The organism is Melissospora conviva (genome assembly GCF_049523535.1).
Taxonomy (GTDB): domain Bacteria; phylum Actinomycetota; class Actinomycetes; order Mycobacteriales; family Micromonosporaceae; genus Melissospora; species Melissospora conviva.
This window is the reverse complement of the sequence record NZ_JBLLDT010000001.1, coordinates 660,107-682,487: the sequence shown is the minus strand read 5'-3', so window position 1 is coordinate 682,487 and position 22,381 is coordinate 660,107. Positions and strand designations below refer to the sequence as shown.

Genomic DNA, 22,381 nt, shown 5'->3' with positions numbered 1-22,381 from the left:
GTCGGCGTGCGGGCCACGAGGGACGGTCGGCGCGCGGCCGGGCACTGAGGACCGAGCAGCGGCCTGGCCCAGAAGCGGCCGGACGCAGAAGCCGGCCGGACACAAAAGCGCGCCGGACACAAAAGCGCGCCCCGATCGCCTGCCACGGGGGAAGCGGGCGATTGGGGCGCGCACCGTCAGCTTAGCCACCCTCGATCGACGGCACAACGCCTCGAACGGGATCAGATTTCCGCCCCGCGCATCACCCCACAAAAGCCGCATAATGGGCGGCGCCGAGCGTGGGCGGCCCGGCTCCACGGCTACCGTGCACGCCCGGCTGATCGCGCTCAGTCCAGCAGATCAGTCCAAAAGGGAGCTGGCTATAGTTCCCGCCGTGATCAACATCAAACGATCAACGGCGGCCCTGCTGGGGCTGATGGCGGCGGTCCCGCTGCTCGGCATCCAGCCGGCCAATGCCGCGGAGCCGACAAGAACATCGGAAGCGCCCCGGGTCGAACTGGTCCTCGACGTCAGTGGCTCGATGCGCGCCCGGGACATCGGCGGCCGCAGCCGCATCGCGGTCGCCCAGGAGGCGTTCAACGAGGTCGTCGACGCCCTGCCCGAGACAACCGAGCTCGGCATCCGGGTGCTCGGCGCCACCTACCCCGGCGACGACCCGGCGATCGGCTGCCGGGACACCCAGCAGATCGTGCCGGTCGGACCGGTCGACAAACCGGCCGCCAAGGCCGCCGTCGCCGACCTGCGGCCGACCGGCTACACCCCGGTCGGGCTGGCCCTGCGGGAGGCCGCCAAGGACCTCGGCACCGGCGACACCACCCGCCGGATCGTGCTGATCACCGACGGCGAGGACACCTGCGCCCCACCGGACCCCTGCGAGGTGGCACGGGAGCTCGCCGCCCAGGGCATGCACCTGGTGGTCGACACCCTCGGCCTGGCCCCCGACGACAAGGTCCGCAACCAGCTGGTCTGCATCGCGAGCGCCACCGGCGGGACGTACACCGCCGCGGAGAGCGCCGAGGATCTGACCGATCGCATCAAACAGCTCGTCGACCGGGCGAGCGACACCTACACCCAGGCCCCGGCGCTGGTCGCCGGCGGCGAGGAGTGCGCGAAGGCGCCGCTGCTGGGCCCGGGCGTCTACACCGACCGGGAGAGCTTCTCCGAGCACCGCTGGTACCGGGTTCCGGTCCGCACCGGCGAGGAGCTGCGCGCCTCGGTGAGCGTGAGCCTGGACCGGCCGGTGAGCCGGGACTACGGCGTGCTGCTGCGCGCCACCGCCACCGACGGGCGGGAGCTGGTACGCGGCACCGACGCCGGCAGCGGTCGTACCGACGTCCTCTCGGCCGGGCTGCGCTGGTCGGGCGCCGAGGAGGAGGCGCTCGAGGAGACCGTCGGTGCGAGCCCGTCGCCCACGGCGAGCGCCGAGCCGCTGACCACCGTCTGCCTGGTCGTCAGCAACTCCTTCGCCCCCGCCGCCGGCACCCGGACCACCCCGGGCATGCCGGTGGAGCTGACCATCGACGTGGTCGAGGCCGCCCCCACCCCCGACGGCCCGGACCTGGGCCGCGGCTGGGTGCTGCTGCTCCTGCTGACCGTCGCCGGCCTGGTGACGGGTCTCGTCTCCGGTCTGCTGACCCGCTGGTGGGTCGCCACCTGGAGGGAGAACCGATGATGCGCACCTCGATCGGGCGGGGGCTGGTCCTCGCCGCCGCCGCCGGCCTCGCTCTGCTGCCGGCCGGCGCTGCCGCCGCCGACACCGTGGCCCCGACGCCGTCCCCGGGCGCGGTCACGGTGACCAAGGCCGGCACCTCCTTCATCACCGCCGCCCAGATCTCCGCCGGTCAGCCGGTGGCGGTCGGGGCCTCCGTCGGCGACTACCTGTACTGGTCGTTCCCGGCGCAGGCCGGGCAGGTGCACGACGTCGCGGTGACGGTGACGTTCCCGGCCGACCGCAAGCGGGCCGGCGACTCCACCTGGAGCGTCGACGTCTTCGACGGGCTGCGCCGCCGCCAGGCGTGCACGGCCGGCGCGCAGACCCCGGCCGTCGCCGCCACCGCCACCCGGGTCGACCTGGGCTGCACCCTGCGCGCGGTGCGCTCCTGGGCCGAGCCCTGGTCGGGTGACCCGCTGCCCGGCACGTACTACGTACGCCTCTCGGTGGCGGAGCTGGCCGACCGGGACCTCGGCATGCCGGTGGAGGTGGACCTGCTGGTGTCGCTGCTCGGCGACGAGGGCGCGCCCGCCGACGACGGCACGTTGAAGACGCCGCTGGTGCCGCCGGTCAAGGCCGGCACGATCCTGGACGAGCAGGCGCTCTCGCCCACCTCCGCCCAGGAGGACCCCGAGGACGGCTCCTGGTTCGACGGGGTCTCCTTCACCGGCTGGATCCCGGATCTCTCCTCCCGCTGGATCTGGACCACGGCCGGCGGAATCCTGGCGGCCGTCGCCGGCGTGGTCGGCTTCGCGATGACCCGCCGCCCCCGGGTTCGCTGACCCACCCCGCTCCGGCCGCCTGAGGGCGGACCGGAGGTGAACCGAAGGCCCTCTCCGACGTCGCCCGGCCGGTGACACGGAGAGGGCCTTCGGCATTCCGCGACCGAAGACGCGGCCTGCCACACGGCCTGTCGCGAAGGGCGCGCTGTGGCGTAGCGTCGGCGGCGATGTCCGCCCTGCCTCCGCCGATCGCCGATGCGTGACCTCCTGCCGCCGTCGGTGGCGGTCGCGGTGGCCACGGCGGCCGACTTCACCGGCGAACTGCACCCGGCCGAGCGCGCCTGCCTGTCGGCCACGGCCGTCGAGAGCCGCCGGCGCGAGTTCACGGCCGGGCGGGTCTGTGCCCGGCGGGCGCTGGGCGCCCTCGGGCTGCCGGCGGCGCCGGTGACCACCCACAACCGGGCTCCGGTCTGGCCGCCCGGGACGATCGGCAGCATCACCCACACTGCCGGCTACTGCGCCGCGGTGGTCGCCCACCGCCATGACGTACGCGCGCTCGGGGTCGACGCCGAGCAGCACCGCCCGCTCGGCGAGGGCGTGGCCCGGCTGATCTGCCTGCCCGAGGAGCTGGACTGGTGTGCGGCGGCACCGGACGCGGTCCACTGGCCGTCGGTCGTCTTCAGCGCCAAGGAGAGCGTCTACAAGGTCTGGCATCCGCTGGCGGGCAGCTGGCTCGGCTTCGAGGAGGCGCGGGTGCGGCCCGACCCGGGCGCCGGCACCTTCACCGCCCTCCTCCGCCCCGAGCGGCACGCCGAGGCGGCCGCCCACGGGATCCCGACGGAGTTGACCGGCCGCTTCGTCGTCGAGGGTGGTCTGGTCCGCACCGCCCTGTATCTGCCGGCCCGCTGAGGCGCTACCGGCCCGCTGAGGCGCGGCCGGCCCGCTGAGGCCCGGCCTGTCCGCTGAGGCCCGGCCTGTCCGCCGAGGGCCCCGGCGGCGGGGAACACCCGCTGTCGTCCACTCGGTCACCGAGTGCTCAATTGGGGTCCATTTAGGACTACCCAGGCATGCAAATGTTTCTTTTGTTTAAACAACCCTCAGATTCGTTGCACATCTGATCTTGTCCGACTAGCTTTACGCGGCGTCGTGCTGACATTGCGATCCGTCACCCCTCGATGCCATGGCACCACCACAACTGACCTGAGGAGGCGAGCCCGATGGGCGCGCTGCTGCCGCTCGCGGACGAATTCTGGCTCGCCTGCCACGACCGGCCCGACGGACTGTCACAGCTCAAGGACTTCCCCCTCGGGATCGGGCTCGGCACGGCCCTGCTCGCCGAACTCCTCACCCCGCACGTCGTCACGGTCACCGACCGCGACACCATGCAGGTACGCCGCCACCAGGTGCTCCTGCTGCACCTGCGCGCCGGCCGGCTCTTCCTCGACCCGGGCCCGCACGGCGCGGTCGAGGACACCTGGTACGAGCTGCTCTGGTTCCTGCACGACGAAGCCCGGCACATCCACCCCGACGGCTCCGCCGGGGTGCCCCTGACCGACGTGCTCCGCTACCTCGCCGGCGCCGGCGACGACCGCGCCCGGGGGCTGCTCGAAGGGCCGATGCGCGGCGACGACTACGCCCCCGCCCGCCGCGTCGGCAAGCGCGTCATCGCCAAGGGCCGCCTGTCCCGCCAGAGCCCGCCGCTGGCGGTTCCGCAGAAGCGCCGGCAGGGGCTGCGCCGGATCGTCACCCACGTGCCGGCCGACCCGCAGACCGCCGCGATGCCCGGCGTACGCCTCGGCCACGCCCTGCGACGCGGCGAACGCCTCGACACCCAGGGCCGCCTGCTCGGCGCGCTGTTCCGGCTGACCGGGCTGGAGACCGTGCTCGCCCTGGACGCCCCCGAGCGCCGGCGGCTCGACGAGGAGCTGACACAGCTCAACGACGTCCTGCGCGAACTGCTCAACCACGCCGAGGCCCTGATGGGCAGCGCCGTGATGACGAACCGAATGTGACAACCGGGCCGCCGCCCGGCACGCCAACCCCCGACACCCCTAGCAGGAGCACACCATGCCCCCCGAAACAGTCGCGCCCCCGAGCCGGCTCTCGAACGCCCTGGCCAAGGACCGCATCGGCGCCCTCGGCATCAGCCTCTCCATCGCCTCCTCGGTCGCCCCGCTGACGGTCGTCGCCGGCGTGGTCATGACCGCGCTGGCGGTCACCGCCCAGCCCGGTATCTCCATCGGCCTGCTCACCGTCGGCGTGGTGCTGCTGATCTTCGCCGTCGGCTACCTGGCGATGGCGCGCCGGATCACCAACGCGGGCGCCTTCTACGCCTACGCCGCGCAGAGCCTCGGCCGGCCGGTCGCGGTCGGCGTCGCACTGGTAGCGCTGGTCACCTACAACTGCTTCCAGGTCGCCTCCTACGGCGGTGTGGGCGCCATCGGCGCGCCGATGTTCTCGCACTGGTTCGGCATCGAGGTCCAGTGGTGGCTGCTCGGCCTGCTCTGCTGGCTGATCGTGGGCGTACTGGGCATCTTCGACATCGGCATCAGCGAGAAGGTCCTCGCGGTGCTGGTCATCGGCGAGACCGTGGCCGTGCTGGTCTATGCGATCGCCATCGCCACCACCCCCGGCTTCGCGTTCTCCCTCAGCCCGCTCGCGGTTGACAACCTCTGGGGACCGGGCGCCGGCGCGCTGATCGCGATCGGCTTCACCGCCTTCGCCGGACTCGAGCAGGCCGCCGCGTACGCCGAAGAGGCCCGCGACGCCCGCCGCAACGTCTCCGTCGCCACCTACGCGACGATCTCCGTGGTCGGCACGATCTACGTCTTCGCGGCGACCGTGATCTACTCCGCCGCCGGCAGCGACGTCTTCGTCCGGGCCGGGGAAGAAGGCCCGGACCTCTTCTTCAACCTGGCCGCCGGGCAGCTCGGGACCTGGTCGACCGACCTCGGGTACGCCCTCTTCCTCACCAGCCTGCTCGCCGCGATGATCGCCTTCCACAACCTGGTGTCGCGCTACATGTTCTCCCTCGGCCGGGAAGGGGTCCTGCCGCGCGTCTTCGGCCGCACCGCCGCCGGCGCGCCCCGCAACGCCTCCCTCGCCCAGTCCGCCCTCGGACTGCTGGTGATCACCGTGTACGCGGCCGCCGGGTGGGACCCGCTGGTCCAGCTCTTCTTCTGGGGCGGCACCAGCGGCGGCTTCGGTGTGCTGCTGCTGGTGGCGATCACCAGCATCTCGGTGATCGTCTACTTCACCCGTCACCCGCACGGCGAGACCCTCTGGCGGCGCCGCATCGCCCCCGGCATCGCGATGCCGATCCTGCTGCTGCTGGTCTACCTGACCACCAGCAACCTGCCCGTGCTCTACGGAGTGGACGGGTGGAGCGGGCCGGCCTGGCTGGTGCCGACTGTCTACCTGCTGGTCTTCTGCCTCGGTCTCGGCTGGGGTGTGACGCTGCGCCGTACCCGCCCGGAGGTCTACGGCGGGATCGGGCTCGGCCCGGCCAGCGCCGTCGCCGCCGGCACCGCGCACACCACCACCGACGAGGCGGGCCGCGAGGCCCTGGAGGTCACCCGATGAGCACCGACATCCGCCAGGTCGGCTCCGACGCCGACCTCACCCGGATCGGGGAGCTGATTTCCCGCTCCTTCGACCACCTGGGCGCCAACCACTACCTGGTCCCCGACGAGCAGCAGCGCCTGCGGGTGATGGCCGGTTACTTCGGGCTGCTCGCCCGCTACGCCGCCGAGGGCGCGGGCCAGGTGCACGTCACCGGCGACGGCACGGCCGCCGCCGTCTGGTTCGACCGCACCGGCGAGGGTGACCTGCCCGAGTACGAGAAGCTCCTCGCCGCGGCCGCGGGCGAGTTCCTGCCCCAGTTCCAGCAGCTCGACGAGGTATTCGACGCCAACCACCCCACCGAGGCGCACTGGCACCTGGCGTTCCTCGCCGTGCTCCCGGAGCACTGGGGCAAGGGCATCGGCACCGCGCTGATGAACCACACCCACCGGCGGCTCGACGCCGAGGGGGTGGCCGCCTACCTGGAGGCGACCAACGCGCAGAACGTGAGCCTCTACCGCCGCCACGGCTACACCGACATGGATCCGTTCGTCATCCACGTCAGCCACGTTCCCTTCTACCGGATGTGGCGCCCGGCGAACCCGGCCTGACCGACGAGGACGCGGGTGGGTGAACCTGTCGCAGGTCCACCCACCCGCGCCCGTTTCCGCCGGTCGGCGTGGCAAACTGCCCGCCGTGGACGATCTCGAACTGACCGCGCCCGGTCTGCTGCTGCGTCCCTGGCGGATCGCGGACGCGCCCGAGGTGCTGGCGGCGCTGGCCGACCCGGCGATCGAGCAGTGGAACTCGCAGGGGGTCGGCGACCACGCGCAGGCGGTCACCTGGATCCGCTACCGCGCCGACTGGAGCAGCGGCACCCGGATGTCGCTGGCCGTCACCGACGCCGGCGACGGGACGCTGCTCGGCGCGGTCTCGCTGAACCAGATCTTCCAGGGCAACGCGACGATCGGCTACTGGACCGCCGCGGCGGCTCGCGGCCGGGGCATCGCCTCGATGGCGGTCAGCACCCTGACGGCCTGGGGCTTCGGCAGCCGCGGGCTGCACCGCATCGAGCTCTGCCACGCGGTCGCCAACCCCGCCTCCTGCCGGGTGGCCCTCCGGGCCGGTTACCCCCTGGAAGGCACCCTGCGCGAGTCGCACCGCTACGGCGACGGCCGCCGCTACGACGAGCACCTGCACGCCCGGCTCGCCACCGACACCTGACGTCACCGAGCGGCCCCGCCGCAGAACAGCGGGGCGTCGCGGCCCTCCATCAACCGTCTACAATCCACCAGGTCCGCGCAGTTGATGATTGCCGTCGATGACTCGGCCGGTTCGCGGGGAGGAACATGGAGACTGGGATACCGGGGCCAGGCGGAGTGCTTGACCCGGATGGCGCCATGGACCGCATGCGGGCCTGGCATGGCCGCATCGACAAGCTCGCGGCCGACACCAAGGTGATGAGCGACCGCCTCCAGCAGTTGCGGGTCACCCTGGTCTCCGACAACGGACTCGCCGAGGTCACCGTCGACTCCACCGGCGCGCTGCTCGACCTTCGCCTGGGGCGGCAGGTGCAACGGGTCCAGCCCGAACTGACCGCCCAGACGATCATGGACACGATCCGGCTGGCCAGGGCGCAGCTGGCCGAACTGTCGCAGCAGATCATCACGGAGACCCTGGGCACGGAGTCGACGGCGTCCCGGGAGATCGCCGAGCGGGTGGGCCGGCAGCTGCGGCCCGATCCCGGTCCCGGGCCGGACGCCCCGCCGCCGACCCGCAGCCACGGCTGGCAGGGCCCGTGAGCGGCGGCAACGGCTGGGCGGCCGACACCGAGCAGATCCGCGCCCACGCCGCACAGATCGAGGCGCTGCGCTCCGGCTTCGACGCCGTGCGCAACGCGAGCACCCACATCAGCCAGAACGACCAGGCGTACGGCCAGCTCTGCGGCTGGATCTCCGGGATCCTGGAGACCCGTCACCAGCGCCACGACGAACTCGTCGCCTATCTCGACGAGAACCTGCGGCTGGTGGCGGAGCGGCTGCGCGAGACCGCCGACAGCTATGACGGCGTGGACGGTGACACCGCGAGCGCGATGGGCCAGATCAGTAATCGGCTGACCCCATGACCGACGCCTCGCTGATCGCCGGTGTGCAGTCGACCCGCCAGGCGTGGACGGGCTCGTCGCTGGGCGACGGCGTCGAAGGCCTGGTCGCCGCGATCCACAGCGAAGGCTGGGTGGACGACCTCCTCGCCGGGGCGGCTTTCGGGCTGGACGTCGCCGCGACGGTCCTGGACCCGTTCAGTGCCCTGCTCGCCAACGGCCTCGGCTGGGCGATGGAGCATTTCGAGCCGCTGCGGGAAGCCCTCGACTGGCTGACCGGCATGCCGGACGTCGTCGCCTCGCACGCGATGACCTGGAGCAACATGGCCGGTCATCTGGAGCAGATGGCGGTCAACCTGCAGAACCATCTCGCCGGCGATCTGCCCGACTGGCAGGGACAGGCAGCTGCGGCGTACCAGTCGCTGATGCAGAACAACACGGCCGCGATCGCCGGTCTCGGCGGGGCGTCGGCGGCGATGGCGGCCGCCACCGAAGCGGCCGGCAACCTCGTCGCCTTCACCCGCGACATCGTCCGTGACCTGATCGCCGATCTGGTCGCCCGCGTCATCGTCTGGGCGGCCGAGGCGATCTTCGTGGTGACCATCCCGGTCATCGCCGCGCAGATCGCCGCCGCGGTCCTCAAGTGGGCGGGACGGATCATGAGCTACACGATGGGGCTCGTCACCAGCCTCACCAACCTCTCCAAGCTCGTGAACGGCTGAGGCAGGGGACTACGTGACGAGACCCCGGGGACCTCGCGGCGGTGACGGCGGCCAGGGCGGTGACGGCAGCGACGGCGGCGTACCCCGTCAGCGCACCGGTCAGGGCGGCAGTTCGGCCAGCATCTCCGAGAGCCACCAGACGATCACCCAGGCGGCCACGGCGGGGCGTCCGGGCAACTCGGCGTCGCGTAACAGCGGCCCCGCCGGTGCGACGCCGCGAAACGGCGAGCCCGCCGGCACGAACCCCAGAGACGGTGAGTCCCCGCAGACTCCGGAGACGGATTCCCCGCCGCCGCTGCCGCAGAACGATGCGACATTGAAGAAGGACGACCCGCAGACGTTGGAGCAGATCGAAGCCGCCCGGGTCCGGGTCCGGCAACGACTCCAGGAGCTCTCGGACGAGGCCTGGGACCATGTCGACACGAACCGGGATTCGATCCTCGCGCAGGAGGGCTACCAGCGCCAGCGCGAAAAGATGATCGAAGGCGGCATGCGCGAGGAGGTGGCCGACCTCGTCGTCGAGCGGACCGCGATGGGAACCGAGGCCCACCGCCACCTCGACAACTCCGTCACCAATGAGGCCGCCACGATGCTGCCGCCCGAGACCGGGTTCCGGCTCCGCTCCGAGGTCGGTTTCGACGCCGACGGCGTGGAGACATCACGGGTAAAGGACCAGGAGTTCCGCCCGGACGTCATCCTCGAGCGGCAGTACCAGCCCTCGGCCGACGACAAGGCCGAATGGGAGGTCGCGCACGCCTACGATCTCAAGACCGGCCTGAAGACCGGCATCGCGCCGGGGTGGGCGACCCGGGTGACCGAGGCGCTCAACCTGCCGAACCGTCCTGAGGAGTTGCGCCCGACGCAGCGTCCGCTCAGCACGGACTGACCGGCTCCGACCCGACCGGGAGGTACGCATGTCCGCTGCCCAGAAAGCACGCCGGTGGCGGCAGATCCTTGCCGACCTGCGGCCGGAACTGCCCGGCGAATGGTCGATCCGCGGCACCGGTGCCGGCACCGTCCTGATGCGGGAGCCGCTGGGCTGGGCTCCCGCCTGGGTCGGCTACAGCGGTTCGCCCAGCCGCCCGGCCGGCTGGCTGCACGCCGGCGTGCAGCCCCTGGTGCTGCCTTTCTCCGGTTGGACCATGACCTACGGCATCCGGATGGACGAGGTCACCGCCGGGCCGCCGATGATCGATCTGCTCGCCGAGACCGCGCCCGCCGAGACCCGGCAGTTCGTCCTCGGCCCCGGCCTCGAAGAGATCGACAGCTGGCCGGCCGACCGCCTCGCCGAGGCCGCCGAACGGGACTTCGCGCGGGACCCGGCCGACCGCCGCAAGCACTGGTACCAGGTGCCTGGGTGGCGGCTCGTCAACGACAGCGGCTCACCGGTCGAGCCCGCCACCGAACTCGTCGCGAAATACCACGACCTGGCGGGCCGCTCCTCGGCCAAGGGCGCCCGGCAACTGCGGGAGGACGCCGCCTTCTACGAGCGGCTGCTGGCGCGATGGCACCAGGGCGGACGCGCCGAGGCGCTGGGGTTCCTCACCGAGCAGCGAGAGCAGGCGCTGCGCGCGGAAAAGCTGGACAAGCTTCTCACCACTTAGGTCAGTGCGGGCCGCCGAGGCGGGCGACGACCGGGGCCATCGACTCGGGCACCCGCACCTGCACGGTCCCGTCGGCCGGGTCGGTCAGGATCCGCACCGGCTGGAACTCGCCGTCGTACCACCAGAAGATGTCCTCGGTGCACGGGTCGGAGGCGGCCGCGAACATCGACCGGGTCAGGTTGTGCAACGCCACGGCCTGCTCCGGCACCTGGGCCCGCACCGGGTACACCATCATCGCGCTGTACTGCGGTGCGGCGACGAGCGCGCCGTTGTCACTGCCCTCGGGCAGGAACCGCTTGAGCGACATGAGCGCGGTCGTGACGAAGGGATTGCCGTCCGAGGCGAGCAGCCGCACCGCGCCACCGGAGGGCAGGTCGTGATCGCGTACGTCGAGGGCGAGCAGCTCGTGCTGGACCGTCTGCCGGGCGGCGATCCGGACCAGGTCTTCGAGGTCCTGACCCAGCTGGGCGACCTGCGCGACGGTGACAACGTCCAGCCGGTCGGGCCGGTTGAGCACCAGCACGGCGGTGAAGTGCTCGCCGTACGGGATGGTCATGAAGTCGGGGCTGGTCGTCGCGGTGGCCGGGGTCAGGCGCAGCCGCAGCTGCTCCAGGTCGGCCGGGCCGAGCTCCGCGGAGACCTCGTCGGGCAGCTGGCTGCGCACCGCGGCCAGCCACTCGGTCACCAGGTCGGGCCAGATCTGCCGCGGCTCGTCGAGGCAGCGCTGCAGCAGCGGGGCGAGCGCGACCCGGGCCCGGCCGCCGGGCATCGGGAGGATGAGCTCATCCGCCTCGGCGGCGATGCGGGCTCCGGGCATCCGGGCCGGCAGCGCCCCCTCGACCAGAGCACGGAGGTTACCCATCGGGTCTACGTTCGGCGACGACACCGTGCATTCATACCATCGATGCAGACGGCCAGCGAGCCGCCGGAGGCCGAGGGAGCAGGTGATTCGGCCGCGCGTTCTACTGCTGCGACCCGGCCGGCTCCCGCTCGAGGTGGGCCCGCCGTGACCGGCGCCGGAGTGCGGGGATAAGCAGGAGCAGCCCGACGGCGACCACGGTGATCCCGGCGGTGCCGAGCGCCCCCACCTGCAGCAGGAATCTGTCGCGGTCGCTGTGGAACCGGGGCAGTTCCCCGATCGAGAGCGTCGCGGGGTGCCGCCCGGAGGTCAGGCAGGTGACGTCGTAACTGCCGGCGGGGTCAGCGGAGATCAGCCTCTGGGCGACCCAGCGCTGGCCGTCGACGTCGATGGCGACGCCGAGGCCCTCCATCGCGGGACGGAGTTGCCGACTGCTCTGCGGCTCAGGCGAGAGGCTGCACTCGATCTCGGGGAGCGGACCGCCGTGGTACTTGGCCCAGACCACTGTCTCCTCCGACGCGCTGATGTGGACGGTGACCGGTTCACCGGCAGTGAGCGGCTGTCCCAGTTCGGCTCCGGATTTGACCAGGCCCAGCAGCACCGCGGAGACCAGCAGGCCCACCACGGCGACCACCACCGCGGCGACGTACTCCTTGCGGCGCGGGACGGGGGTGGCGGGAGCACGGTCGGGACTGATGGTCATCAGCAGATGGTGCACGGCCACCGCAACCCGGGGTACGGTGGCCCGAGCGTCGCGTGCCGGTGGCAGTCCGTGTCAGGCATGGAGGCGCCGGATTTCGAAGGAGCACGACGATGATGACGTCGTTCCCTTCGCCCTCTCGTGTCTGAGGGCGAAAAGGCCAGGCTGACGGCCTGGAGTCCCGAACTGCGCACCGTCCACCAGCGACTACGCGCCGCCCTTGAGGCGACCCGGGACGCGCTGGCCGGCCAGCAGGATGCCCAATCGGCCACCCGTGACCTGCTGCTCTTCTGTCACGGCTTCTGCGCCGCGCTGACCGCGCACCACGAGGGCGAGGACCGGGAACTCTTTCCCGCCATCGCCGCCGCCCACCCCGAGCTCCGCGAGACGCTGCGCCGGCTGGAGCAGGACCACTCGATGATCGCGTACCTGCTCGGGGGTCTGGAGAAGGCGGTCGCGCAGGCCGCCTCCCCGGCCGCTCTCGAACGGCACCTGGACGGCATCTCCGCGATCATGGAGAGCCATTTCCGGTACGAGGAACGTGCGCTGCTGACAGTCCTCGAATCACTGGATCTGCGCGCCGACCCGCGAGACGTCTTCGGGCCGCTGTGACGCCGAAACGACCCTCCGGCCCTGATCCTCCGGTGTCGCCGCAGCCAATGGGGAATTCGATGGCCTCGATGGTCCGCGCCCGTTAGGGTCCGCCGCATGCGGCTGGAGCGGATCACCCCCGGGAACCTTGAAGCGGCCATCGCGATCTCCGTACGCTCCGACCAGGAGGACCTGGTCGAGCCGGTGGTCAAGTCGCTGGCCGAGGCGTACGTGCACTCCGAGTACGCCTGGCCGCGACTGATCCTCGACGGGGAGCAGCCGGTCGGCTTCGTGATGGGTTTCCTCGACATCCCCTGGGGTCCCGACGACGACACCGACGACATCCGCTCCGGGATCTGGCGGCTGAACATCGCCGCCGACGCCCAGGGCAAGGGGTACGGGCGGTTCGCCGTCCAGGCGCTCTGCGACGAGATCCGCGCCCGGGGCGGCAAGCGGGCGTACGTCACCTGGGAGCCCCGTCCGGGCGGCCCGGAGGAGTTCTACCTCAAGCTGGGTTTCCAGCCCACGGGCGAGCGCAGCGACGACCAGACGGTGGGCGTACTGGAGCTCTGAGCTTGCTCGGCCCCGGCCTGGCTTGTCAGCCGGTGCCGCTGTCGTGCCTGGCGCGACTGGCGAGGACCTCGTCCATGTGGGTTTCGGCCCAGACCTTGAGACCACGTAAAGCTGGCAGCGAGCTGACCGACGGCATCTGCCGGGCGGACATCTCAGGAACCACGGCCACGTAGCATCCGCCGGTGACCTACGAAACGGCGTCGCTCATCGGTTCTGTCGTTCTCGTCCTGTGCGGACCGGTCGGCGTAATCCTGGTCGCCACGATGATCGGCAGGCGGGGCGTCAGGGGCCAGTCCCTGCAACTCTTTGTGGTCGGCGGCGTCCTCGCGTCCGCGCTGATCTTCTGCTTCGGGGGCATGTTCTTCCACCGGCTCATTCCGCCGCCGTACGATCCCGCTTTCGCCGGCGGTCGTGGCCTTGACCTGCGCGGTTTCATATTCGTGCTGGCCGAGATGTTCGGTGGGTGCCTGACCTTCGTCCTGACGCTCGTGTACGGGTTCGTCCTCGGCCGCAAGAAGCGCCGCCGGCCAGCGGAGGCGGCAGCGCCAGAGGGAGGCCCGCCCGGCGACCCGGTCACATAACTCACGACGAGCGGACCGGCTTGTCGGAGGAGCATGACAGTCTTCATCGATGCGTACCGACAATCCGCAGGCAGTTGCGTCGACTGTCCGGGGGCGTAACTTCGGCGCTCTGTGGGCCGGCACCGCGGCCACCAACCTGGCCGACGGCGTGGTCAAACTGACCCTGCCGCTGGTGGCGCTCTCCCTCACCGACTCCCCAGCTCTGGTCGCGGGCACCACCCTGGCCAACACGTTGCCGTGGCTGCTCTTCTCCCTGCCCGCCGGGGCGCTCGCCGACCGCGTCGACCGCCGCCACCTCATCATGCTCATGGCGGCCGTACGCGTCGTCGCTCTCACCGCTCTCGTCGGCGGTCTGCTGCTGGGCGCGCTGCCGCTCGCCGGCCTGTACGCGGGCGCGCTGGTCCTCGGCACCGCCGAGGTGTTCGCCGACACGACCCGGATGACCATCATCCCGATGGTGGTGCCGCGCAACCGGATGGAGTCCGCCTTCGCCAAGCTCACCGCCACGGAGTCGGTCGCCAACGAGTTCGCCGGCCCGCCCCTGGGCGGCCTGCTCGCCGCCGCCGGCCTGGCCGTGGCGCTCGGCGCCGGCGGCCTGGGCTACGCGGCCACGCTGGTCGCGCTGATGGTGATGACGGGCAGCTACCGGAGCAACCGCGCGCCCGACACCGCCAGGCCGGCGAACTTCCGCGCCGACATCGCCGAAGGCGTCCGGTACGTCTGGCGGGAGCGCATCCTCCGCACCTTCCTGCTGGCCTCCAGCGTCGCCGCCGCCTGCTGGGCGGCCTGGACGGCGGTCATCGTCGTCTACGCCGTCGCCCCCGGCCCGATGGGCCTCAGCCCTTCCGCGTACGGGCTGCTCCTGGGCGCCCTCGGCGTCGGCGGTGTCGCCGGGGCGGCCGCCGCGCCCGTGCTCACCCGTCGGCTGGGTCGCAGAATCACCCTCACCCTGGCGATGGCAGGCTTCGCCCTCCTCCTGGCGGGGCCCGCGCTGGCCACCTCCCCCGCGCTGGTCGCGGCGACCACCTTCCTCGGCGGCGCCGGCACGGGAGTCTGGAACGTCACCTACGTGTCGCTGCGCGCCCTGGTCGTACCCGACGAGATGCTGGGCCGCTACAGCGGCGTGAGCCGGCTGACCAGCTGGGGTTCGATGCCCCTGGGAGCACTGGCTGCCGGAGTGGCCGCCGAACTGTTCGGTGTCAGGGTGGTGTTCTGGGGCGGCACAATCCTCTGCCTCGTCGTCCTCCTGACGACACTACGGACGGTCATGAGCGCCGAGTTCCGGCAACTGGAAGCACGCGCCGCCGCCCCGCCGACCCCCGCCACACCCCACGCCGAAGCCACATCGGACTGACCGACCGCCGTACGCTAGCGCTGCGTGATGCCGTCGAAGAGGTTGCCGATCAAGGCGTCCGCGAAGGACAGGTCGACGGGCTCGTCGGGGACGAGGAGCCGGTGGTAGACGGCTCCCCACAGCTGGTCGACGAGCACCCGCACGTCCACTTCGGGACGGATCTGCCCGAGCTCTTGGGCGTGGCGGAAGCGGTCGACGGCGAGCCGGCGTCGACCTGACGAATACAGGCGACGGTATTCGGCTGCGAGGTTGGGGTCTGTCTGAGACTGCCCGATCATCTGGATCAGCAGTGGACCGGCCGGGGTCGTGGTCATCAGCTCGACGAAGTGATGCAGTTGCGTCGTGATGTCGGCTCGGATGTCGCCGGTGTCGGGGAAGGCGAGGGTGTCCTCGACGGCGTCGAAGTATCCCTCCAGCGCGAGTACCCCGACAGATGGCCACCACTTGTAGAGCGTCGCCTTGCTCACGCCTGACTCGCGCGCGACGCGTTCGAAGGTGAAATCGGCGAGCCCTTCACGCAACAGGATGTCGCCGACGGTGCGCAGCACGTCGGCACGCACCTCATCGGCGGGACGCCGACCGCGTCCGCGACGTGGTGCGGTGGCGCCGGGATTGGCGGCGGGCAGGGAATTGCCGGTCATGGTGGTGCTCTCTTCGGTTCCGGTTCTTGAAGCGAGGTCGTGCACCCTCAGGCGAGCCCGCCGTTGGTGAAGATGACCTGGCCGTTGACCCAGCGGGCGGGGCCGGCGAGGAAGGCGACGGTCTCGGCGACGTCATCGGGGGTGCCCAGGCGTTCCAGCGGTGCGGCCTTGGCGAGGTTCTCGATCGTCTGCTCGTCCTTGCCGTCGAGGAAGAGCGGGGTCGCGGTCGGACCGGGGGCGACGGCGTTGACGGTGATGTCCTTGCCGCGCAGTTCGCGGGCGAGGATCAGCGTCATTGTCTCGATGGCGGCCTTCGACGCGGCGTACGCGCCGTACGAGGGAAACTTCGTCCGGGTGACGGAGGTCGAGAAATTGATGATCGCTCCGCCCGCGCGGACACGGTTCGCGGCCTGCTGCAGGACGACGAACGTGCCACGGATGTTGGTGCGGTGCATCCGGTCGAGGTCTTCGAGGTTCAGTGTGGCGATCGGCGAGAGCAGCATGATGCCCGCCGTGTTGACGACGACGTCGATACCGCCGAACGCGGCCTCCGTCTGGTCGAACGCGGCCTGCATGGCCTGCTCGTCGGCGACGTCCCCGCCGACGGCGATCGCGGAGCCGCCGCCCACGGTGATCTTCTCCACGAGGGCATCAGCCTTGGTCCGGTTGCCCGCGTAGTGCACGGCGACCTGGTAGCCGTCGGCGATCAGACGCTCGACGACGGCCGCGCCGATGCCACCGCTACCGCCTGTCACCAGAGCGACGCGACCCGTGGTTGATGTACCGCTCATGAGGTGCCTCCCGGGCCATTGATATGAACGCCGCGTTCATATAACCACGGAATGAGCAGCCCGTCCACCATCGATAGCCATCACGCGACGGCCAGACAGAAGGCTCGGAACTGGTAGTGGGCATCCCTCTGCACCCTCACGCGCATCGGGTGGGCCTGCCGCACCGATAGTTGGCCAGCGCCTCGCGTCGCGGCGGGCCTCGCCAGCAGGGCGGCCAGCGTGTAGGCTGAATCAAGCAGCGTAATCATGATTCACCGCTGGGGAGTAGATCATGATCAAGGGAAACACGGGAAAGCTCATCGAGCGCGCGCGCGTGGACGCAGGACTTAGCCAGCGAGCCTTGGCGGACAGGACAGGCATCTCCCAGCCCACGTTGTCACGGATCATCTCTGGCGACCGCGCGGCGAAGATGCCGGAGCTGGTGGTGATCGCATGGGCGACCGGGCGCACGGTGGCTCAACTCACCGGGACGCAGACGGTGGCCAACCGGGCTCAGTGCGCGGCTCGCGCAACCAACGGCTCGGAAATGGATGGCATGCGCCAAGCGCTGCTGCACTTCCTCGAACTAGATGATTACCTCGCTGAGCAGGCGATTCCTACCGCGATCTGACCTATAGGCGGAACACAGTGAGCGCAGAAACCGAGGGATGCGCTGCCGCCATCCGATTCCGGCAGGAACACCGCTTGGGCGTACAGCCTCTGGGTGACCTGATTGCGATCATCGAGCAGACCACCGGAATCGACGTGGCTGTACTCGACATCGGGCCGGACGAGCATGGCCTGACGATGCGGGATCCTGAGCGCAATACGATGTTCATCGGTGTCGCACGGACCCAGCACCCGATGCGACAACGCAGCACCCTCGCTCACGAACTCGGCCACATTCAGTTCGGCGACTGGGCAGATGCCGACGCGAGCAACTGGAGCGATCGATCTCCTGCCGAGATCCGCGCCGATGCCTTCGCCCGGCACCTCCTCCTGCCACTGGACGGACTGCGGGAATTCCTCAGCGACAGAGGGCAGATAACCGAGTCCACTCTTTCTGCGGTCGTCCAACGGTTCGTGGTTTCGCCGGCCCTCGCCGCCATCGCACTCCAAAAGGCCGGATACATCGACAACCGGACAAAGTCGAATTGGAGGGCATTGTCCACTCCTCAGCTGGCTGTCCGCTTCGGCTGGATCGACCAATACCAGGCGATGCAAGCCGATTCCAACAGGCGCAGGGCACCTCAAAAGCTACTGGCCCGCGCGACGAAGGGATACGCGGAGGGAGTGCTGCCAGCCCAGGCCATCGCCACCCTGCGTGGCAGCTCTGTGGAGATCGTGGAAACGGAGCTGCAGGAGGCCGGCATTACGCCAGTCGAGCGGCCGGTCGCCTGGGCCGACCCTGCCGACCTGCCTGACGTACCGGTGGATTGGGCCACCTTGGACGCCGACCTCGGCGCGCCAGATGAACCTGAGGAGCCTACCGGCGGAATAGCACCGCGATGACTCTGCGGCCAATCATCGACGCCGGGCCCAGCCTAAACTTCCTTTCAATCAACAGAGAGCGGCTCCTCATCGGTGTCCTCGGACCGCTCAGCGTCCCAGAGACGGTGCAGGACGAAGTAATGCGCAAGTCTCGAGAGGATTTGCGTTTCCGCCCTGCCGCCACAGTTTGGCGTAAACTGACGCCACGCTGGATCGATGTTCTCCCCGACGACGAAACACCCGAACTGGCGGCAGCCGTCCACAGAATCACTCAACAACCCATGCAAGATCGGCTGCGGCGTCTCAAGGACCTGGGTGAGATCATGGTGGTGGCGCATGCCGTTGTCGCCGCCGAAGCAGGCGAGACGATGACCGTGCTCATCGATGATGGGTCAGGGGCGCGCATCGCCACCTCTGAGATCCGTCGACTGCAACGGCTTCGCGTACAGGGGCATGCAGTCGGATCGATCAGGCTGGTCAGCACGTTGACGATCCTGCAACGGGCGGCGGGCACCCAACACATCCCGGACAAGTCGGCGATGCGCGACATCTACCTACGGCTCCGTGGTCTCGACGACGGCCTACCACCGATCGAATCAACCGGTCTCTTGTCCGGGCCCCAATGGGGATGACCGGCGCTATTTCTCCGACACGTGCTATCACCCGGGCGTCCTGCGTATTGCCATCCAAAGGTCGCCGATCAAGGCATCCATGAGGGACAGTTCGACTGGCTCGTCGGGAACGAGGAGCCAGTGGTATAAAGCCGAAGAATGCCTCGGCTGGCTGTCCCTGCCTACCCCCGATCCTCGGTATGCTCCCGTAATGATCACTCGGCCCACCGAAGAGTGGCGCGATAAGGTCCAGCAGCAGAAGGCCGCAGTAGCGGCAGGGACACTCAACGAAGCACAGGCCTACGCCCTGCACCTCTGGCCCGAGTCGTTCATCGATGCTGTCGACGCCGCTCTGGACCAGTACGAGGCGGATGCGCGGTGGTTGCGCGGGATGACCGATGAGCAGGCGTTCGCATCGGTTGAACGAGTCGTATCTGCTCTGAACGCCATCGATGCTGAGCACGGGTGCATCGAAACGACCGTACGCGAAGAGCTCTGCGAGTACATCGACGATGTCCTGGCTGAGGCCGGTGTCGACGTGGATGCACTCACCGCTCGACGTGGGATCCCCCGGCACGAACTGACAGACCAGTGGCGGGACTGGTGAGGCTGACGCAGAAGGCGTCACCCGGACCTCGACCCCGCCAAACCATCACAGGTGGTCCCGACGCAAGTTGGTCATAGGCCCTCCAGGATTGAAACGCGGACAGAGTAGGAAGCGTTCGCGGCAAGCTCGACGCTGTACGTCACTCGGCGGATTTGGCGGTCGTCTACGTAGAGTGCGACCTCCTTGAGCGCTCCGAGATGGGAGAGGTCCATGTTGGTCGGCCGGCTCTTGTCCTGGAGAACGTCGCCGATTCCACCGAGATAGTTGGTTGCGTCTCCAGGAGGACGGCCTGCCGGCGCTCGAACAACTACATCAAGCGCAATGTCGGCGCTGACCATCGTCCAGCCGACTTGCCGTGACGCTGCAGCGGCTGCCCCCAGCAGGGCTCGGACACTTCCATGGTGCTTGTGGCCGGCGGCCAGCATGGACTTGGCCTCATTTTTGAGCGGGGGCCATCCTGCTACGTCGAAGGCGAGCTCGAGGGCAGAGTCCGGGTTCATCGGCTCAGTGTCGGCTGTTCGACGCGGTATCGGAAGGTCAGGCGTTCTCATCTGTCGCTGGCCCCGATGACCTTCGACGAGGTCTTCGCTGATCCGGTCCGGCTTGACCCTCGATCTGGTCGAGGGCCAAAGCTGTGCCGGTTCACAGACGCCACGAGAGGCGGGCCGGGAGAGCATGACCGTTTCCTATGAGGACAAGGCAACGCAGCCGCGAACGGGCATTCCCCGGGAGTACTGGATCTGGCTGGTCGGCGTCAGCCTGTCATTGCTGGGCTCGCAGATCATGGCGTTCGCCATGATCTGGATGGCGGCCGGGTGGGGTGGGTTCTTCGCCGGTGCGGTGCTCACCGCGATCACCCTGCCGCGGGTCGTGTTCCTGCTGGCCGGCGGGGCGTTGGCCGACCGCATCGGGGCCTGGCGGGTCATGATCACCTCGGATTTCACCATGATCGCCGCAACGTTACTGCTGGGCGGCGCCGTCCTGGTGCTCGGCGTTCAGCCGTACCTGCTGCTCACGGCCGCTCTGGTCATCGGCGCCGTGGACGCGTTCTACCTGCCCAGTTCGGGATCGATGCCGCGGCGGCTGGTGCCCGGGGCCGGTCTGGCTCGGGCCATGTCGGCCCGGCAGGCCATCGGGCAGCTCGCCACGTTCGCGGGCGCCTCGGCCGGCGGTCTCGTCGTGGCCACCGCCGGGCTCGCCGCGGCGGCGTTCATGAACGCCGGCACCTTCGTGGTCATGGCGGCCATCCTCATCGGGTTGCGCCCGCGCTCTTCCGCCACGCCCACGCCGCCGCCTGCGGGCGGAAACGCGCTGCGCCGCTCCGCCGACGGTCTGCGGGTGGCGTGGTCCGATCCGCTGCTGCGATCGACGCTGGGTCTCATCGCCATGGCCGCGGGGTTCCTGCTTCCGGTGTCCGGGCTGCTGGTTCCTCTGCTCGCGCAGCAGCGCGGCTGGAACGCCGGCACGGGGGGTCTCCTTGCCGGGGCGGTCGCGCTGGGAATCGTCGCCGTGGCCCTCACGGTCACCGCCACCGGAACCTTCTCCCGGCCGGGACTAGCGGCCGCTGGAGGGCTTGCGCTCGCGGCAGCCGCGATCGTCGCGCTGGCGTTCCTGCCCGGCGCCGTCCCCGCCGTGGCGGCTGCTGCGGTGATCGGGGTCGGGTCGGGCGTCTTCAGCACACACGTCGGCCCGCTGATCCTGGGCGGCGCCCCGTCGACACACGTGGCGCGGGTGCAGTCGGTGCTCGTTCTGGTGCAGAGCCTGCCGCTGCTGATCACCATTAACACCCTGGGCGCCCTGAACGACCTCTTCAGCGCGAGCGTCGTCCTGGTGGTCTGCGCGGTGTTCCTGCTGGCCGCGGCCGCGCTCGGACTGCGCTCACCAGCCCTGCGTACGGCGATGGCAGCGTCCCCACCGAAGTGACCGCAGGCGATCCCCGCACCCCGGCCCGCTGGTCGTAGTCGGGGTCCTCCGGAGGGGATTCTCGTCCGGGGCAGTGACCGGGCCGACACCTGCCAGGGTGTAGGCGAGCGGGATGCCGGGTACCTCCCGCCCAGCCCCCGCACCCCTGCCCCAGGAGGACCCATGACCGTCGTACTCGCCGTTGTCTGCAGCGACGGGGTGGTGATCGGTGCGGACTCCCAGATCACCGACAGCAACCGCGGTCTGAGCTTCCCCGCCGATAAGCTGCACCCGCTGGGCGACTGCGCCGCCTGGGGTGGCAGCGGCGCGCGGGGAGTACTCAACGACCTGCGCCCTCTCCTCCAGGAATCGGCCACCGCCATCCTCGAAGCACCCGACATCGGCGACGAGTTGCAGGAGCGCGTCCTGCCCGTCTTCAAGAAGCACTACGAGAACTACATCCCGGATGTGCCCGGCGAGGGCGACGGCGGCGGGGTGTCGGCGTACCTGCTCGCGGCCGGCTACAGCCAGGGCGGGCCGTGGATCGTGGAGATCAACCCCAACGGGCTCATCGGCCGCTACGAGGACGTGGGCTTCCACGCCATCGGCTCCGGCGCGGCCATGGCCCAGCAGGCCGGCGCGCTGCTGTCCCACTTCCGGATGACCACGCGCCCCGTCGAGTACGGCGTGGTGGGCATGGTCCGGGTGCTGGAGGCGCTGGACAAGACCTCGCCGTCGGTCGGCGCACCGTTCAGCATCGCGTGCATCCGCGAGGAGGGCGCCCACCACCTCGACGAAAAGGAGATCGCCAAGGCGCAGAAGGACGTCCAGCGCTGGTGCGACCTCGAACAGGAAGCGCTCGACCGGCTCTTCGACTGACGCCGGCGGGTGCGCGGCGACGACCGGCACGGTGGCGGCCCGTCGGGGTTTCCACCGTGCCATGAGGGCGCGTTTCCGGCTCGTGCGGATCGCCGGCAGTCCGGTCCCTCAGGCGAGGCGCTGGACGCGTACCTCGGGTTGTGCGTTGCGGAGGTGTTCCTGCTTGTGCCGGTGGACCTGCTCCTCCCAGGCCCGCTGGTCATAGTGGGGGTCCGGCGGGATCCACCGGTGCGACCCGTCGCTGTAGTGGAACTTGACGTCATCGCGGCGCAGCACACTCACCGCACCCACCCGAGAAAGCGGTGATACAGCCGGCCCGCGGGGACGGCAGTCAGGTCCTGCGACGCGTCGACGAACTGCGCCGCCAGATAGATCGCCAAAGACGTCGGAGCCCGGTCGTA

At 70.2% G+C, this 22,381-nt stretch carries 28 protein-coding genes; 22 read left to right on the top strand and 6 right to left on the bottom strand.

Annotated elements, in window-relative coordinates; genetic code table 11:
• The first annotated feature begins 373 nt into the window (after positions 1–373).
• The 12 genes from ACK8GG_RS03480 (at position 374) to ACK8GG_RS03425 (ending at position 10,421) form a co-directional block, all read left to right on the top strand.
• On the top strand, positions 374–1,672 hold the full coding sequence (locus ACK8GG_RS03480) for a VWA domain-containing protein (RefSeq protein WP_440355515.1): 1,299 nt from the start codon (positions 374–376) through the stop codon (positions 1,670–1,672).
• A complete protein-coding gene (locus ACK8GG_RS03475; RefSeq protein ID WP_440354439.1) occupies positions 1,672–2,493 on the top strand; it encodes a peptidase in 822 nt (273 codons plus the stop codon). The genes ACK8GG_RS03480 and ACK8GG_RS03475 overlap by 1 nt, the downstream gene beginning before the upstream one ends.
• 195 nt (positions 2,494–2,688) lie before the next feature.
• Entirely contained in the window at positions 2,689–3,342 is a 654-nt protein-coding gene (locus ACK8GG_RS03470) for a 4'-phosphopantetheinyl transferase family protein (RefSeq protein WP_440354107.1), read from the top strand.
• A 308-nt stretch (positions 3,343–3,650) separates the two neighbouring features.
• Positions 3,651–4,445 carry a hypothetical protein gene (locus tag ACK8GG_RS03465; RefSeq protein WP_440354108.1) on the top strand — a complete coding sequence of 265 codons (795 nt, stop codon included), beginning with the start codon at positions 3,651–3,653 and terminating at the stop codon, positions 4,443–4,445.
• A gap of 55 nt (positions 4,446–4,500) precedes the next feature.
• On the top strand, positions 4,501–6,015 hold the full coding sequence (locus ACK8GG_RS03460) for an APC family permease (RefSeq protein WP_440355514.1): 1,515 nt from the start codon (positions 4,501–4,503) through the stop codon (positions 6,013–6,015).
• Entirely contained in the window at positions 6,012–6,605 is a 594-nt protein-coding gene (locus ACK8GG_RS03455; RefSeq protein WP_440355513.1) for a GNAT family N-acetyltransferase, read from the top strand. The genes ACK8GG_RS03460 and ACK8GG_RS03455 overlap by 4 nt, the downstream gene beginning before the upstream one ends.
• 85 nt (positions 6,606–6,690) lie before the next feature.
• The gene (locus ACK8GG_RS03450; protein WP_440348282.1) at positions 6,691–7,218 is read left to right on the top strand and encodes a GNAT family N-acetyltransferase; all 528 of its coding nucleotides are present in this window, start codon (positions 6,691–6,693) and stop codon (positions 7,216–7,218) included.
• A gap of 176 nt (positions 7,219–7,394) precedes the next feature.
• Positions 7,395–7,796 (top strand): YbaB/EbfC family nucleoid-associated protein, encoded by a 402-nt coding sequence (locus ACK8GG_RS03445; RefSeq protein WP_440355512.1) that lies wholly within the window; start codon positions 7,395–7,397, stop codon positions 7,794–7,796.
• Entirely contained in the window at positions 7,793–8,119 is a 327-nt protein-coding gene (locus ACK8GG_RS03440; RefSeq protein ID WP_440348284.1) for a type VII secretion target, read from the top strand. Before ACK8GG_RS03445 ends, ACK8GG_RS03440 begins: the two co-directional genes overlap by 4 nt.
• Complete coding sequence (locus ACK8GG_RS03435; protein ID WP_440348285.1) at positions 8,116–8,817, top strand: WXG100 family type VII secretion target; 702 nt, start codon at positions 8,116–8,118, stop codon at positions 8,815–8,817. Before ACK8GG_RS03440 ends, ACK8GG_RS03435 begins: the two co-directional genes overlap by 4 nt.
• 13 nt (positions 8,818–8,830) lie before the next feature.
• A complete protein-coding gene (locus ACK8GG_RS03430) occupies positions 8,831–9,703 on the top strand; it encodes a hypothetical protein (RefSeq protein ID WP_440354110.1) in 873 nt (290 codons plus the stop codon).
• 28 nt (positions 9,704–9,731) lie between these two features.
• The gene (locus ACK8GG_RS03425) at positions 9,732–10,421 is read left to right on the top strand and encodes a hypothetical protein (protein WP_440355511.1); all 690 of its coding nucleotides are present in this window, start codon (positions 9,732–9,734) and stop codon (positions 10,419–10,421) included.
• Position 10,422: 1 nt separating this feature from the next.
• On the opposite strand, the gene ACK8GG_RS03420 is transcribed toward ACK8GG_RS03425, so the two are convergent.
• Together ACK8GG_RS03420 and ACK8GG_RS03415 are read right to left on the bottom strand one after the other, a co-directional pair.
• On the bottom strand, positions 10,423–11,283 hold the full coding sequence (locus tag ACK8GG_RS03420) for a hypothetical protein (RefSeq protein ID WP_440355510.1): 861 nt from the start codon (positions 11,281–11,283) through the stop codon (positions 10,423–10,425).
• Positions 11,284–11,383: 100 nt separating this feature from the next.
• Positions 11,384–11,983, bottom strand: coding sequence for a hypothetical protein (locus tag ACK8GG_RS03415; protein ID WP_440355509.1), 600 nt, complete (start codon positions 11,981–11,983; stop codon positions 11,384–11,386).
• Between the two features lie 138 nt (positions 11,984–12,121).
• On the opposite strand from ACK8GG_RS03415, the gene ACK8GG_RS03410 reads away from it, so the two are divergent.
• The 4 genes from ACK8GG_RS03410 (at position 12,122) to ACK8GG_RS03395 (ending at position 15,079) form a co-directional block, all read left to right on the top strand.
• Positions 12,122–12,592, top strand: a complete 471-nt coding sequence (locus ACK8GG_RS03410) for a hemerythrin domain-containing protein (protein WP_440355508.1) — start codon at positions 12,122–12,124, stop codon at positions 12,590–12,592.
• 96 nt (positions 12,593–12,688) lie between these two features.
• The gene (locus ACK8GG_RS03405; RefSeq protein WP_440355507.1) at positions 12,689–13,144 is read left to right on the top strand and encodes a GNAT family N-acetyltransferase; all 456 of its coding nucleotides are present in this window, start codon (positions 12,689–12,691) and stop codon (positions 13,142–13,144) included.
• A gap of 182 nt (positions 13,145–13,326) precedes the next feature.
• On the top strand, positions 13,327–13,725 hold the full coding sequence (locus tag ACK8GG_RS03400; protein WP_440355506.1) for a hypothetical protein: 399 nt from the start codon (positions 13,327–13,329) through the stop codon (positions 13,723–13,725).
• A gap of 49 nt (positions 13,726–13,774) precedes the next feature.
• Positions 13,775–15,079: an MFS transporter gene (locus tag ACK8GG_RS03395; RefSeq protein ID WP_440355505.1), complete on the top strand. Its 1,305-nt coding sequence runs from the start codon at positions 13,775–13,777 to the stop codon at positions 15,077–15,079.
• Between the two features lie 14 nt (positions 15,080–15,093).
• Here the strand turns inward: ACK8GG_RS03395 and ACK8GG_RS03390 are convergent, their stop codons facing one another.
• Both ACK8GG_RS03390 and ACK8GG_RS03385 read right to left on the bottom strand, forming a co-directional pair.
• Positions 15,094–15,720, bottom strand: a complete 627-nt coding sequence (locus tag ACK8GG_RS03390; protein ID WP_440355504.1) for a TetR/AcrR family transcriptional regulator — start codon at positions 15,718–15,720, stop codon at positions 15,094–15,096.
• A gap of 47 nt (positions 15,721–15,767) precedes the next feature.
• Positions 15,768–16,511, bottom strand: coding sequence for an SDR family oxidoreductase (locus ACK8GG_RS03385; protein ID WP_440355503.1), 744 nt, complete (start codon positions 16,509–16,511; stop codon positions 15,768–15,770).
• Positions 16,512–16,782: 271 nt separating this feature from the next.
• Between ACK8GG_RS03385 and ACK8GG_RS03380 the strand changes: the two genes are divergently transcribed.
• The 4 genes from ACK8GG_RS03380 (at position 16,783) to ACK8GG_RS03365 (ending at position 19,199) form a co-directional block, all read left to right on the top strand.
• A complete protein-coding gene (locus ACK8GG_RS03380; RefSeq protein WP_440348296.1) occupies positions 16,783–17,121 on the top strand; it encodes a helix-turn-helix domain-containing protein in 339 nt (112 codons plus the stop codon).
• A gap of 17 nt (positions 17,122–17,138) precedes the next feature.
• Positions 17,139–18,002, top strand: coding sequence for an ImmA/IrrE family metallo-endopeptidase (locus tag ACK8GG_RS03375; protein ID WP_440355502.1), 864 nt, complete (start codon positions 17,139–17,141; stop codon positions 18,000–18,002).
• Positions 17,999–18,613, top strand: a complete 615-nt coding sequence (locus tag ACK8GG_RS03370) for a PIN domain-containing protein (RefSeq protein WP_440355501.1) — start codon at positions 17,999–18,001, stop codon at positions 18,611–18,613. Before ACK8GG_RS03375 ends, ACK8GG_RS03370 begins: the two co-directional genes overlap by 4 nt.
• 190 nt (positions 18,614–18,803) lie before the next feature.
• On the top strand, positions 18,804–19,199 hold the full coding sequence (locus ACK8GG_RS03365) for a hypothetical protein (RefSeq protein ID WP_440348299.1): 396 nt from the start codon (positions 18,804–18,806) through the stop codon (positions 19,197–19,199).
• Between the two features lie 71 nt (positions 19,200–19,270).
• Here the strand turns inward: ACK8GG_RS03365 and ACK8GG_RS03360 are convergent, their stop codons facing one another.
• Positions 19,271–19,699, bottom strand: coding sequence for a hypothetical protein (locus ACK8GG_RS03360; RefSeq protein WP_440348300.1), 429 nt, complete (start codon positions 19,697–19,699; stop codon positions 19,271–19,273).
• 103 nt (positions 19,700–19,802) lie between these two features.
• Here ACK8GG_RS03360 and ACK8GG_RS03355 point away from each other — a divergent pair, with 103 nt between their 5' ends.
• Both ACK8GG_RS03355 and ACK8GG_RS03350 read left to right on the top strand, forming a co-directional pair.
• Complete coding sequence (locus ACK8GG_RS03355; RefSeq protein ID WP_440355500.1) at positions 19,803–21,122, top strand: MFS transporter; 1,320 nt, start codon at positions 19,803–19,805, stop codon at positions 21,120–21,122.
• 162 nt (positions 21,123–21,284) lie between these two features.
• Positions 21,285–21,980, top strand: a complete 696-nt coding sequence (locus tag ACK8GG_RS03350; RefSeq protein ID WP_440355499.1) for an Ntn hydrolase family protein — start codon at positions 21,285–21,287, stop codon at positions 21,978–21,980.
• A gap of 108 nt (positions 21,981–22,088) precedes the next feature.
• Here ACK8GG_RS03350 and ACK8GG_RS03345 read toward each other — a convergent pair whose 3' ends face one another.
• Positions 22,089–22,262: a hypothetical protein gene (locus ACK8GG_RS03345; protein ID WP_440354127.1), complete on the bottom strand. Its 174-nt coding sequence runs from the start codon at positions 22,260–22,262 to the stop codon at positions 22,089–22,091.
• Between the last annotated feature and the right edge of the window lie 119 nt (positions 22,263–22,381).